This is a genomic window from Brevibacterium sp. CCUG 69071, assembly GCF_021023135.1.
Classification (GTDB): Bacteria; Actinomycetota; Actinomycetes; order Actinomycetales; family Brevibacteriaceae; genus Brevibacterium.
The window spans coordinates 213,857-227,245 of record NZ_PGFV01000005.1 but is presented as its reverse complement, the minus strand read 5'-3'; the positions used below and the strand labels follow the sequence as shown (position 1 = coordinate 227,245).

Genomic DNA, 13,389 nt, shown 5'->3' with positions numbered 1-13,389 from the left:
CACGATGGCACTCGACTTCAAACCCGCCTGGCTGTTCTGCCCCGGCGACCGCCCCGACCGGTACACGAAGGCCGCTGAACGCTCCGACATCGTCATCCTCGACCTCGAAGACGCCGTCAACGACGGTGACAAGGCCGCCGCCCGCGAGGCGATCATCGACTATCCCCTCGACCCCAGCCGCACGGTCGTGCGCGTCAACGCCCGCGACTCCGAGCACCTCGGCGAGGATCTGCGGATGCTCGCCCGCACCGACTACACGGCCGTGATGCTGCCGAAGTCCGAGCACGCCTCCGACCTGACGATCCTCTCCGACTACCAGGTCATCGCGCTCATCGAGACCGGACTCGGCGCGATCAACGTCGCCGAGATCGCCGCCGCCCCCAACGCCTACGCCCTGATGTGGGGCTCCGAGGACCTCATCGCCGACCTCGGCGGCGGATCCTCCCGCAAGGCCGACGGAACTTACCGCGACGTCGCCAAGCACGTCCGCAACTCGACCCTGCTCGCCGCCCGCGCCCAAGGGAAGTTCGCCCTCGATTCGATCTGGGCCGACATCCCCGACCTCGACGGACTGCGTGAAGAGTCCGAGGATGCCGTGCAGTCGGGCTTCAGCGGCAAGGTCTCCATCCACCCCAACCATGTGCCCGTCGTCCGCGAGGCCTTCCGCCCCAGCGAGGAGCAGCTGACCTGGGCGAACGCCGTCCTCGAACTCGCGCGGACCGAGAAGGGCGCCTTCGCCTATGAGGGCAAGATGATCGACGCACCGCTGCTCAAGCACGCCGAGCTCATCGTCGCCCGCGCCGTCTGAACACACGAAGAAGCAGAACATGAACGACGCTGACACTCGAATCGCCGCCCAGATCCGCTCGGTGCTGACCGCCGCGGCGGACAACGGGGGAGTGGCCCCGATCGTCGAGGCCGGGGACCCGATCCTGCGCTCGCCCACCCGCCCCTTCGACGGGCAGGTCGACGACGGCGAACTCGCGACACTCGCCGAGGTGATGCGGGCGACCATGCTCGCAGCCCCGGGCGTCGGCCTCGCCGGGCCACAGCTGGGCATCGGCCTGTCGATGTTCGTCGCCGAGGACCCCGGCAGCCTCGACCCCGAGGTCGCGAAGGTGCGGCAGCGCCACCCCATGCCCCTGCGCGTGGTCCTCAACGCCGAGTATGAGCGTGCCGGTTCCGAGGACGTCGCCTTCTTCGAAGGCTGCCTGTCGATCCCCGGCTACCAGGCCGTCGTCGCCCGTCCCCGAGAGATCGACCTGAGAGGTCTCGACCTCGACGGCAATCCCCTCGCCGAGGTGGTCACCGGCTGGTCGGCGCGCATCGTCGCCCATGAGACCGACCACCTGTCCGGGATCCTGTTCCTCGACAAGGCCGAGATGCGCTCCCTGGCGACGAACACCTCGGTCGCCCGATTCTGGAATCAGCCCTCGACACAGCAGGCCGCGGCCGAACTCGGCTTCTCCCTGCCCAGCGCCATGGTGATGTGAGCCAGTCCTGATGTCGGTGCTCCGGGAATAAGCGCACGCGCACATCGTTGTAGGAAATATGAGCGATCTTCGTACCCTCACCCTCGGCGCCGGCTGCTTCTGGTGCCTCGACGCCGTCTACCAGCGCACCACCGGAGTCACCTCGGTGATCTCCGGCTACACCGGCGGTCACACCCCGGACCCGCACTACCGTGAGGTCTGCTCCGGGACCACCGGCCACGCCGAGGCGCTCCAGGTCACCTTCGACGCCGACGTGGTCCCCGAGAGCGTCATCCTCGGACTCTTCTTCACCGGCCACGACCCGACGAGCCTCAACCGCCAGGGCTACGACGTCGGCACCCAGTACCGCTCGGCCATGTTCTACCGGGACGAGACGGAGAAGGAGCGCTTCGCCGCCGCCATCACGCAGGCGCAGGAACTCTTCGATTCTCCGATCGTGACCACCCTCGAACCGCTCTCGACGTTCTACCCCGCCGAGGCGGTCCATCAGGACTTCTACACCGCGAACCCCGACAACGGCTACTGCCGTGTCATCATTGATCCGAAGCTCTCCCGCGCACGGGAGGCCTTTGCGGATTGGGTGGGGTGAATGGGCAAGCACAAGGACAAGGGCTCGAAGAGGAAGTCCGACTGTCCGAAGGAGAAGGCGGCGCGGAAGCTCGCCAAGGAGCGGGCGCGCGCCCACTTCCTCGACGGCGAATCCGGGACGTGGGCGAAGAAGCTCGCCGCGGAATCTGAGAGCACCACGGTCCACGGCGGCGCCGAGGCGGGCGCGACCGATACCGCGCCTGATCAGGGACACGGCTCGGCCACCTCGGCGGGCTCACGCGGACCCGACTATTCGACGCCGACTGCGATCGACATCGCAGCCGACCCCGTGCTCAGCGCCATCGCCGCCCGCCGCTCGATCTCCAAGGTCGAATCCCTGACCCCGAACGATGCGGACCTGCGGGAGATCATCCGCACGATCTCCTCGGTCGCCGACCACAAGGGACTGCGCCCCTGGCGCTTCCTCATTATCCGCGGGGACGACCGCATCCGCCTCGGCGAGGCCTTCGACGAAGCGGCCGGAGTGACAAGAAAACCCGGCGAGATCAACGAGAAGCCCCTGCGAGCCGAACTCATCCTCGCCCTCGTCTCCTCATCGTCCGACCACCCGAAGGTCCCCGACTGGGAACAGCACGCCGTCGCCGCCGGAGCCGGGCACCTGCTCGAACTCGCCCTGTGGCAGGCCGGCTGGGGCGTCATGTGGCGCTCGGGCAACCTCACCAACGAACCGTCCGTGCGGCGTCTGCACCGACTGGAGGCGAACGAACTGCTCATGGGCTGGTTCTACATCGGTGCGATCCCGGACCGCTACCGACAGCGCCTGCAGACGAGCACCCGCCCCCTGCCCGAGCCCGAACAGTTCCTCGATACGCTGTGAGCGAGGAGAACGAGAAGACAGGCCCGGACGCGAACCCCACCGACGCAGCCACGGAAGATGATCGCAGACTCCCGAAGCAGATCTACGTCCTCGTCGCGGCCGCCTTCATCGTGGCGCTGGGCTATGGGATCATCGCCCCGGTGCTCCCGCAGTTCGCTGCGAGCTTCGACTTCGGCGTCACCGCCGCGACCATCGTCGTCTCCTCCTTCGCCTTCTTCCGGTTCGTCTTCTCACCCACCTCGGGCCGCCTCGTCGACGCCTTCGGGGAACGTCGCATCTACATCACCGGTCTGCTCATCGTCGCCGCCTCCACCGGCGCCGTGGCCTTCGCCCAGGACTACTGGCAGCTGCTGATCTTCCGCGGACTCGGCGGCATCGGGTCGACGATGTTCAGCGTCTCTGCGATGGCGCTGATCATCCGCCTGGCCCCGGTCGACGCCCGCGCCAAAGCCTCCTCGACCTACGCCACCGCCTTCCTCGTCGGCAACATCGCCGGCCCCGTGCTCGGCGGGGCGATGGCCGGCTGGGGGATGCGCATCCCCTTCATCATCTACGCGGTCGGTCTCGTCATCGCCGCCATCGTCGTGCGCATCTTCCTCGCCTCCACCGCATCCTTCGGTTCCTCGACGAAATCGGGCCGCGCCCGCCTCGAAGCGACGAAGGACGAAAAGCAGATGAAGGTCATGACCTTCCGCCAGGCATGGCAGGACTCCGCCTACCGGTCCGCACTGCTCTCTGCCTTCGTCCAGGGCTGGTCGGCCATGGGCATCCGTGTCGCCATCTACCCGCTCTTCGCCATCCAAGCGCTGAAAGCCGACACCGCAGTGGCCGGTCTGGCCCTGACGATGTTCGCCATCGGCAACGCCTCGGCGGTGACCGTGGTCGGCCGCTTCGCCGACACCTACGGTCGCAAGCCCTTCATCCAATGGGGGCTGCTCAGCCTGGGCGTGACCACCGCAGCTCTGGCCTTCACCGACTCGATCTGGCTGTTCTTCGTCTTCTCCGTCCTCGCCGGCATCGGCTCCGGCCTGGCCAACCCGGCCCAGCAGGCGACCGTCGCCGATGTCATCGGCCGTGACCGCAAGGGCGGACGGGTGCTCTCGAAGTATCAGATGGCCCTCGACGGCGGGGCGATCCTCGGCCCGGTCATCGCCGGAGCCGTCGTCGACCACTTCGACTACTCGTGGGCGTTCGTGCTCACCGGGGCGCTCTGCCTCATCGCCGCGGGGGTGTGGTTCACCGGCCGCGAGACGCGTCCGCGGGTGCGGGTTCAGACCGACTGAGGGACGTCGAGAATTCAGGTTATCCTCATGTGCCGTGGACCTCACACTCACTAGGATGGTGAAGTCGGCGCGTGTCAGCGGCGCCGGGCCCCTCGAAGAGAAAGTCCCCATGTGAGTTTTCTGACCCGCCTGAGCCTGAAGAACCGCGCACTCATCGCACTCATCTCCGTCGTCGCCGTGATCTTCGGTGTGATCGGTGCCGGAGCCCTCAAGCAGGAGCTCTTCCCCTCCCTCGAGAACCCACAGGCCACGGTCAGCGCCTCCTACGAAGGAGCCACTCCGGAGGCCGTCGAATCCGAGGTCATCGACCCGCTCGAAGGTGCCCTGACGGCTCTGCCGGAGGTCGAGGACATGACCTCGACCGCCTCGGCGGGCAGTGCGCAGATCACCGTGAGTACGAAGTACGGCGACGACTCCGACGATGTCATCAAGGCCCTGCAGCGAGCGGTCGCCCAGGTTCAGCCTCAGCTGCCCGACGGCGTCGAACCCGATGTCAACATGATGGGCACCGACGACATCCCCGTCGTCGCCCTGTCCGTGACCTCCGAGGCGGATGAGGACAAGCTCGCCTCCAACCTCGACGACATCGCCGAACCCGAGCTGAAGAAGATCGACGGCGTCTCCCAGGTGATGATCTCCGGGCAGAAGACCAAACAGGTCGAGATCACCATCCGCCGCGACGACCTCGAAGACGAAGGCGCCAGCCTCGACGAGATCGCCGGCATCCTCCAGTCCAACGGCGTCCCCACCTCGGCGGGCGAACTGAACGGCGACGACGGCACGGCCCCGGTCGAGGTCGGCACCCGCATCCGCTCGGTCGATGCCATCAAGGACCTCGTGGTCAGCGGCAAGGACGACCCGATCACGCTCTCCGACGTCGCCGACGTCAAACTCGTCGACGCCCCCATCGAATCGATCTCGCGGACCAACGGACAGCCCTCCCTGTCGATCTCGATCATGAAGGAATCCGACGCGAACACCGTCGACGTCTCCCATGCGGTGGCCGATAAGCTGCCCGAGCTCGAGAAGTCGATGGGCGATGACACTGAGTTCGTCTCCGCCTTCGACCAGGCGCCGTTCATCGAGCAGTCCATCCACGACCTCCTCAACGAGGGCGGACTGGGGCTGATCTTCGCCGTCCTCGTCATCCTCGTCTTCCTGCTGTCCGTGCGGGCGACGATCATCACCGCGATCTCGATCCCGCTCTCCCTCCTCATCGCCCTGATCGGTCTGTGGATGGGCGGGGAGACGCTGAATATGCTCACCCTCGGCGCGCTGACGATCTCCGTCGGCCGCGTCGTCGACGACTCGATCGTCGTCATCGAGGCGATCCGACGACGGCATGCCTCGGGTGGTGACAAATTCTCCAACATCCTCGCCGCGGTCTCCGAGGTCGCCGGCGCCATCACCGCCTCGACCCTGACCACCGTGGCCGTGTTCCTGCCCCTGGCGTTCGTGTCCGGGCAGACGGGGGAGATGTTCCGGCCCTTCGCCCTGACCGCGACGATCGCGCTGCTCTCGAGCCTGTTCGTGGCGCTGACCATTGTGCCGGTGCTCGCCTACTGGTTCCTGCGCCAGCGTGAGGCCAAGGTCAAGCTCACCCGTGCGGAGAAGGCCGAGATCCGTCGCGACCGGAAGTCCATGCTCTCCGAGTGGCGCAGCGAGAGGAAAGCTGCGAAGAAGGCGGAGAAGAAGCACAGCATCTTCGCCACCGGGCGACACGATGAGACCTCCACCGGCGCCGAGGCGGGTGCGGGGTCCACCTCGGACGCGCGGTCCACGTCGGATGCGCGGGCCGCGGCTTCGACCGGGGCGACTGCCTCGATCGGCGCGCCCACGGGCGCTGAGACGACCGCCTCGGTGCCGGGCCAGGGAACTGTGGCCACCGAGGGACCCCGCTACGGCGAGAGCGAGGACGGCACCGTCGAGGTCGACGAACTCGCCGGAATGCGCTCGCCGGTCACCCGGCTGCAGAAGACCTATATGCCGGTCATCGGCTTCTCCACCAAACACCCGGTGGTGATGATCCTCGTCGCAGTGCTCATCCTCATCGGCACCGGGGCGATGGTCCCGCAGCTGAAGACTGAGCTCTTCGGCGACACCGGTCAGGACTCCCTGCAGGTCTCCCAGACCTTCGATCCGGGCACCTCTCTCGAGGAAGCCTCGAAGCAGGCCGAACCCGTGGAGAAGATCCTCGAAGACGACGGCGACGTCGACAACTACCAGCTGTCCCTGGGCGGCACCACCTTCGGGTTCACCGACGACTCCTCGATCACGGGAACCTATATCGTCAACTCGAAGTCCGGAGTCTCCGCGGAGTCGATCTCCAACCAGCTGCAGGATGAGTTCGACGGTCTTGAGGACGTCGGGCAGGTCGAGGTGCAGAGCCAGACCTCGGCACCCGGTGCGCAGACCATCGACGTCACGCTCTCCGCCTCGGAACCCAAGGAGCTCGAGGACGCGACGAACGAGGTGACCGACAAACTCGAAGGCATCGACGGCGCCCAGTCGGTGACCAGCGATGTCGAGGCGGTCCAGCCCGTCATCGAGGTCAAGGTCGACCACAAGAAGGCCGCCGAGGAGAACCTCACCGAGGCCTCGATCGGCCAGTACGTGCAGCGGGCGATGCATGGGCAGAACCTCGGAGAGGTCGTCATCGACGATGTCTCGCATTCGGTGCTGCTCTTCGACCGCAATGCCGACACCGTCGAGAAGCTGCGCGATCTCAAGATCCCCGGCAAGCCCAAGGAGACGACGCCGACCGGCGGTGACGCCGGAGCCGGCGGCGACGCGGGTGCAGCCGGCGGGGCCGGTGGCGCGGGTGCTGCCGACGCCGGTGGTGCCGCGGGTGGAGCCGGCGGTGCCGGTTCGGCCGGGGGTGCAGGCGGAGGTGCTGCCGAGGGTGCAGGAGGCGCCGGTGGCGGTGCCGGCGCTGCGGCCGATCCCGGAGCCAACGCCGGGGCGCCAGCTCCGACCGCGGAACCGCGGTTCATCAAGCTCGATGACGTAGCCGAGGTCAAGGAGGTCAAGACCGCACCGACGATCCGCCACACGGATTCGCAGCGTTCGACCACCGTGTCTGTGACGCCGGAGGGCGATGACCTGGGCACCGTGTCGACGAACGTGCAGAGTGCCCTCGACGAGCTCGATCTGCCCGATTCGGTCTCCGTCGACACCGGCGGAGCCACGCAGGAGCAGAACGAGGCGTTCTCACAGCTGGGTCTGGCGATGCTCGCGGCGATCCTCATCGTCTTCGTCATCATGGTCGCGACCTTCAAGTCGCTGCTGCAGCCGCTGATCCTGCTCGTCTCGATTCCGTTCGCGGCGACGGGTTCGATCGCGCTCTCACTGCTCACGGACACCCCGCTGGGTCTGACCTCGATGATCGGTCTGCTCATGCTCATCGGCATCGTGGTGACGAATGCGATCGTGCTCATCGACCTCATCAACCACTTCCGAGCCCGCGGAGTCGAACTGCGCACGGCCATCGTCCACGGTGCCCGGCTGCGTTACCGGCCGATCCTGATGACCGCGGCGGCGACGATCTTCGCGCTCATTCCGATGGCCCTGGGGCTGACCGGCGGAGGAGTGTTCATCTCCAAACCGCTGGCCATCGTCGTCATCGGCGGACTCGTCAGCTCGACGCTGCTCACGCTCATCCTCGTCCCCGTCCTCTACCTCCTCCTCGAAGGAGTCAAGGAACGCCGGGCGGAGAAGAAGTACGTGAAGAACCTCGCTCGCGGGCAGGTCCTCGACGTCGCCGAGGCGCGAGCCGCCGAGACCGCGAACGCACGGTCACAGCGGTCCTCGACAACCGCCTCGGCGTCGGGGAACGGCGCGACGCAGGAGCGCCGGGACACTGAGGCGGCCCCCACCGAGGCCGCCCCCACCGAGGCCGCCCGCACCGAGGCGGCGCCTGACACTGATGTGCCCAGCACGGACGCGCCTGACTCGGATGCACGGGATCGTGGGCCGGAGGACGAACCGAAGCACTGACTCAGGCACCCTCCCGTGCCGCTACAGTGGGATCCATGATGACCGAGCTCGAACCCCAGGAGAAGAAGCGCCTGTGGTTCGAGCTCGGTCTCGTTGCGGCGCTGTCGCTGGGTCAGTCGGCGATCTACGCGATCGTCCGGCTTGCCGACATCTCCACCCGCGGGCCGATCAGCGATGCCCAGGCCAAGCTCAACACCTCGCTGAACCCGCGGCCCGGCTTCGACCTGATCTACCAGCTGTTCGACATCGGCTTCACCCTGGTGCCCGTCGCCCTCGCCCTCTACCTGCTGACCAGGGACCAGGGCGCCGGGCACCTGAGCGCCCGCCTCGGCGTCGACGGTCACCGGGTCCGGGACCTCGGTCAGGGCACGCTGATCTTCCTCATCATCGGCATCGGCACCCTCGGGGTCTACGCGGGCGGCAGGGCACTCGGGATCACCGCCGAGGTTCAGCCGGCCAACCTCGGCGACCATTGGTGGACGGTTCCGGTGCTCCTCCTCGCGGCCGCGAAGAACGGCATCCTCGAAGAGGTCATCATCTTCGGCTTCGGCGCCGAACGCCTGCGCCGGCTCGGGTACGGGCCGTGGACGATCATCATCGGCCTTGCAGTCTTCCGCGCCAGCTATCACCTGTATCAGGGGATCGGGCCATTCATCGGCAACGTCGCGATGGGTCTCATCTTCGGCTGGTACTTCATGCGCCGGGGGCGGCTGATGCCGCTCGTGTGGGCGCACTTCATCATCGACGCGGTCGGCTTCCTCGTTCCCGGCGTGCTCACCCTCGTCGACAGTCGCTGAAGCTATAGACGAAATCGGCGAGCCCGACGCCGCTGAGGCTTTAGACAAAGTTTCCCTGACGAAATCTACTGCTCCGCGGGGATTCACTCACGGTTCACCGACGGGTAGCGCCCGGGCAAGTTGACGCTGGAAGTCTCGATCGAGTGACTCACCAGAACCGTTGCGAGGAGATAATCGATGCGTGAACTTCTGCCCATGGCCGGCCATGTGAAGGGAAAGCGAAGCCCCGTCACCTGCGCACTCAAGTGCGGAAACGCCTGCATCAAGGCCACCTGCAACACCTCCGCCAACGGCTACTTCCGTGACATCGTGGGAGCCCAGCTCTCGCGACGCGCCATGCTGGGCGTCTCCGCGGCCGGTGCGCTCGCCGTCGCCGTGACCACGGCACCGAGCCCCAGCGCACAGGCCGCCGCAGCAGCCGGCACCGCGGGCGGCAGCCTCGACTTCACCGCGATCGATCCGGTCCAGCACGAAGTCGACAAGTTCATCGTCCCCGACGGCTACTCCTGGCATCCGATCGTCCGCTGGGGCGACCCCCTGTTCCCGGACGCACCGAAGTTCGACCCCGAGAACCAGAGCGTCGAGGCCCAGCGCCGCCAGTTCGGCTACAACAACGACTACCTCTCGATCCAGGTCGACGAGGACGGCGACGGCAACACGGCGATCCTCTTCGCCAACCAGGAATACACGAACGACGCGATCATGTACCCCGAGTCGATGGATGCGGCCACGCAGCGGGAGATCAGCCGCAACGCCCACGGCCTGACCGTCATCGACCTGGTCCGCGACGACGAGAAGTCCCCGTGGAAGGTCGATGTCAACGGCAAGCACAATCGGCGCTTCCTCATCGACACCGAATACGCCTTCACCGGCCCCGCCGCCGGATCCGATCTGCTGCGCACCAAGGACTACCCGAACGGCGACAAGGCGCAGGGCACCCTGGGCAACTGTTCGGGCGGGCTGACTCCCTGGGGCACCCTGCTCTCCGGCGAGGAGAACTTCAACTCCTACTTCCGGGCGCCGGGCACCTCGGCGGCGGACAAGCGCTACGGACTTGCCGATGAGGAATCGGCCAACGGCTGGGAGGCCGATGAAGACCGCTTCGACACGAACAATGCCGGATACGCCAATGAGGCCAACCGGTTCGGGTGGATCGTCGAAGTCGACCCCCGCAACCCGGACTCCACACCCCGCAAGCACACGAACATGGGCCGTCTCAAGCACGAGGGCGCCAATGTCCGCATCGCCGAATCCGGGCAGGCCGTGGCCTATATGGGCGACGACGAGAAGTTCGACTACCTCTACAAGTTCGTCTCGAAGGGCAAGTACGTCGAGGGCGATCTCGACCACAACCTCACCCTGCTGACCGAGGGTGACCTGTTCGTCGCGAAGTTCACCGGAAACTCGCCGAAGGACGAGATCGACGGCTCCGGTGCCGTGCCCTCCGACGGGGAGTTCGACGGATCCGGAAAGTGGCTGCCGCTGATCAAGGGCGGCAAGTCGCAGGTGGCGGGCATGTCCGTCGCCGAGGTGCTCGTGCACACCCGTCTGGCCGCCGACAAGGTGGGGCCGACGAAGATGGACCGCTGCGAGGATGTCGAACCCAACCCGGTCAACGGCAAGATCTACGTGGCGTGCACGAACAACGACGCCCGCGGCACCGAAGGCAAGGCCGGAGTCGACGAGGCCAATCCGCGGACGGAGAACCGCGACGGCCACATCGTCGAGATCACCGAACGCGGGGGAGACCACACCGGGACCGAATTCGACTGGACCCTGCTGATGGTCTGCGGAGACCCGAAGCAGGGCGATCAGACCTACTTCTCGGGATTCCCCGTCGATCAGGTCTCGCCGATCTCGTGCCCCGACAACGTCGCCTTCGACTCCGCAGGCAACCTGTGGATCTCGACCGACGGCGCCCCAGACGGCATCGGCTACTGCGATGGGCTGTTCAAGGTCACGATCGACGGTGACCAGCGCGGACGCGTCGAGCAGTTCCTCTCCGTGCCGCGTGAGGCCGAAGTCTGCGGACCGCTCGTCCACGACTCCTACGCCTCGGCGTTCGTCGCCGTCCAGCACCCCGGCGAAGACGGCGAATGGTCCGATCAGCACTCGCAGTTCCCCGACTACGTCGACGAGACCGACGTCGATGGCGGCAAGGCAGCCCTCCCGCGGCCCACGGTCGTGCAGGTGATCAAGGGCAGCGGCGAGACCCCGACCGATCCGCCGGAGGACCCGGATGACAAGGACGCCGACGCGGACGGGTCCGACGGTGCCGACGGCGGCTCGGCCGACAAGGACGGGTCTGCGAACGAATCCGGCGGTGACGACGGGTCGAAGGACGGTTCGTCTGCCGACAGCACCGGTTCGAAGGCCGGCTCACAGGACGGCGCGAAGGATGCCGCCGCTGCGGGCGCGGCATCGAACTCGGACGGATCGAGCAGCTCCGGCGGCTCGGGTTCGGGCGGTTCGGGCGGTTCAGGTTCGGGTTCCGGCGGGAACGCGAGCGGAGGCTCCGGAGGAGGCTCGAACGGCGGAGGTTCGAGTTCCGGCGGCTCGGACGGCGGCGAATTGCCGTGGACCGGTTCGGACAGCACGCTTCCGCTGCTCGGCGGCGGTGCGGGTCTGCTGGCCGCCGGCGGTGCTATGGCCACCGCCGCGCACATGAAGCGCAAGAAGGCAGGCGAAGCCGAAGGCGGAGCGGACACTCAGTTCGAGGACGAGACTACTGGCGAGTGACCCTGCCAGTCTGCCGGCCATGTGGCCGAATGGAGCAGTCTGACGATCGGATCAGTCGCTGAAGACAAGTTCAGGACGATCCGTGCGGAATCTGACTATAGAATCCCGCACGGATCGTCCTGAACTTGCTTGTTGGGTTGAGTTCTCCGGCGCTGCGGACAGTGAGGGACGCGTGAGTCCCGGTCTGCGGGCCTCGGAACCGGACCTCAGACGGCTCAGATGGTGACGAGGCCGTTGTGTTGCGTCTCGAAGCTCACCGACATGATGCCCGGAGTGCCGTGGGGTGCGGACCAGTCGATGTGGATCTCGGGAATCGGCTTGGCGTCCTGGGTGCCCAGCCAGTCGCGGAGGCGATCGCGATCGCCGGCGATCTGCAGGGTGTCGATGGCCACCGCCCCGTTGGTCTTGTGGGACGAAGGGTGCTGGGACGAGTCGGCGGACCACTTGATAAAGAACGGGAGCTGGGGATCGGCGATGAGCCCCTTGACTCCGATCTGCAGCCACCTGAGCTCGAGGCCGGTCTCCGGTGTGCGGTTGCCGTCGACTGCCTTGCGTTCAAGGCGGGTCTCGACTTCGGTGAGGTCATCGACCGAAACACACCAGCCCATCCAGCCGCCGCCGAGTTCGGACCGCGCCCGAACCGCCTGACCGAAGGGTGTTGACAGCGCGGCCGGGTGCTCCAAGGCTTCGACGACTTCGAGGTAGTGGCCGTTCGCGAGGGGGAAGATCAGATTTCTGGTGCCGAATCGAGGATGCACACCGCCGTCGTAGGGAACCACACCGAGCCGCTCCGAGATCCTCTCGGCCGTTGCCTGGTAGCCATCGGGTTCACTGGCGAATGACACATGATCGAGTTTCATGACTCGACAATCGCATAACCTGGCTCACACTTCCCATTAGGCTCACCTAAGAAATTGTGATCGAGACCACGGCCGCACACCCCGAGGCCACGACCGCGCCGCACCCGAGACGCGCCCACAGCCGGCGCAAAACAGAAAACCGCCCGGACGTTCAACGTCCGGGCGGTCGTCGCAGCGCGAACAGCGCTACGCAGGTGTCACTGCGCCAACCGCGACTCAGCGGTCGCGGCTGGGCGTGTCGAGCCTCAGTGCCCCTCGGCCTTGAAGCGCTCGATCGAGGCGTTGACCTCGGCCTCGGCGGCCTCACGGCCGACCCAGCTCGATCCCTTGACGAACTTGCCGGGCTCGAGATCTTTGTACCGGGTGAAGAAGTGCTCGATCGAGTCGAGGGTGAACTTGTCGACATCGCCGATGTCGCCGAAGCCCTCCCAGCGGGGATCGCCGGCGGGAACGGCGAGGACCTTGTCGTCGCCGCCTGCCTCGTCCTCCATCTGGAACATGCCGATGGGCCGGACGTCGACGAGCACGCCGGGGAACAGCGGCTCGGTCAGCAGCACGAGCACGTCGAGAGGGTCGCCGTCATTGCCGAGGGTGTCCTCGATGAAGCCGTAGTCGGCGGGGTACTGCATCGACGTGTAGAGGTAGCGGTCGAGCTTCACCCGACCGGTCTCATGATCGACTTCGTACTTGTTGCGCGAACCGCGCGGGATCTCGATCGTGGCCAAGAGTTCCATAGTGCTCCTTCAAGCTAGGCGTGCATCACTAGAATAGAGCTTACAAGTCCCCACCACCGAT

General features: G+C 66.6%; 10 protein-coding genes. 8 read left to right on the top strand and 2 right to left on the bottom strand.

Annotated features, from left to right (window positions below):
* Positions 1 to 4 precede the first annotated feature (4 nt).
* From CV023_RS15045 to CV023_RS15010, 8 genes are all read left to right on the top strand, one after another.
* The gene (locus tag CV023_RS15045; protein ID WP_230747182.1) at positions 5 to 808 is read left to right on the top strand and encodes an HpcH/HpaI aldolase/citrate lyase family protein; all 804 of its coding nucleotides are present in this window, start codon (positions 5 to 7) and stop codon (positions 806 to 808) included.
* A 19-nt stretch (positions 809 to 827) separates the two neighbouring features.
* On the top strand, positions 828 to 1,493 hold the full coding sequence (locus CV023_RS15040) for a peptide deformylase (protein WP_230747180.1): 666 nt from the start codon (positions 828 to 830) through the stop codon (positions 1,491 to 1,493).
* Positions 1,494 to 1,551: 58 nt separating this feature from the next.
* Positions 1,552 to 2,082: a peptide-methionine (S)-S-oxide reductase MsrA gene (gene msrA / locus CV023_RS15035; protein ID WP_230747178.1), complete on the top strand. Its 531-nt coding sequence runs from the start codon at positions 1,552 to 1,554 to the stop codon at positions 2,080 to 2,082.
* Positions 2,083 to 2,919 (top strand): nitroreductase family protein, encoded by an 837-nt coding sequence (locus CV023_RS15030; RefSeq protein ID WP_230747166.1) that lies wholly within the window; start codon positions 2,083 to 2,085, stop codon positions 2,917 to 2,919.
* A complete protein-coding gene (locus tag CV023_RS15025; RefSeq protein WP_230747164.1) occupies positions 2,916 to 4,202 on the top strand; it encodes an MFS transporter in 1,287 nt (428 codons plus the stop codon). Before CV023_RS15030 ends, CV023_RS15025 begins: the two co-directional genes overlap by 4 nt.
* Positions 4,203 to 4,313: 111 nt before the next feature.
* Positions 4,314 to 8,198, top strand: a complete 3,885-nt coding sequence (locus tag CV023_RS15020) for an efflux RND transporter permease subunit (RefSeq protein ID WP_230747161.1) — start codon at positions 4,314 to 4,316, stop codon at positions 8,196 to 8,198.
* A 35-nt stretch (positions 8,199 to 8,233) separates the two neighbouring features.
* Positions 8,234 to 8,995 carry a CPBP family intramembrane glutamic endopeptidase gene (locus CV023_RS15015; RefSeq protein WP_230747152.1) on the top strand — a complete coding sequence of 254 codons (762 nt, stop codon included), beginning with the start codon at positions 8,234 to 8,236 and terminating at the stop codon, positions 8,993 to 8,995.
* 177 nt (positions 8,996 to 9,172) lie between these two features.
* Complete coding sequence (locus CV023_RS15010) at positions 9,173 to 11,734, top strand: PhoX family protein (RefSeq protein ID WP_330166664.1); 2,562 nt, start codon at positions 9,173 to 9,175, stop codon at positions 11,732 to 11,734.
* Between the two features lie 215 nt (positions 11,735 to 11,949).
* Here CV023_RS15010 and CV023_RS15005 read toward each other — a convergent pair whose 3' ends face one another.
* Both CV023_RS15005 and CV023_RS15000 read right to left on the bottom strand, forming a co-directional pair.
* Positions 11,950 to 12,594 (bottom strand): VOC family protein, encoded by a 645-nt coding sequence (locus CV023_RS15005; RefSeq protein ID WP_230747148.1) that lies wholly within the window; start codon positions 12,592 to 12,594, stop codon positions 11,950 to 11,952.
* Between the two features lie 245 nt (positions 12,595 to 12,839).
* Positions 12,840 to 13,328 (bottom strand): inorganic diphosphatase, encoded by a 489-nt coding sequence (locus CV023_RS15000; RefSeq protein WP_230747146.1) that lies wholly within the window; start codon positions 13,326 to 13,328, stop codon positions 12,840 to 12,842.
* Positions 13,329 to 13,389 lie beyond the last annotated feature (61 nt).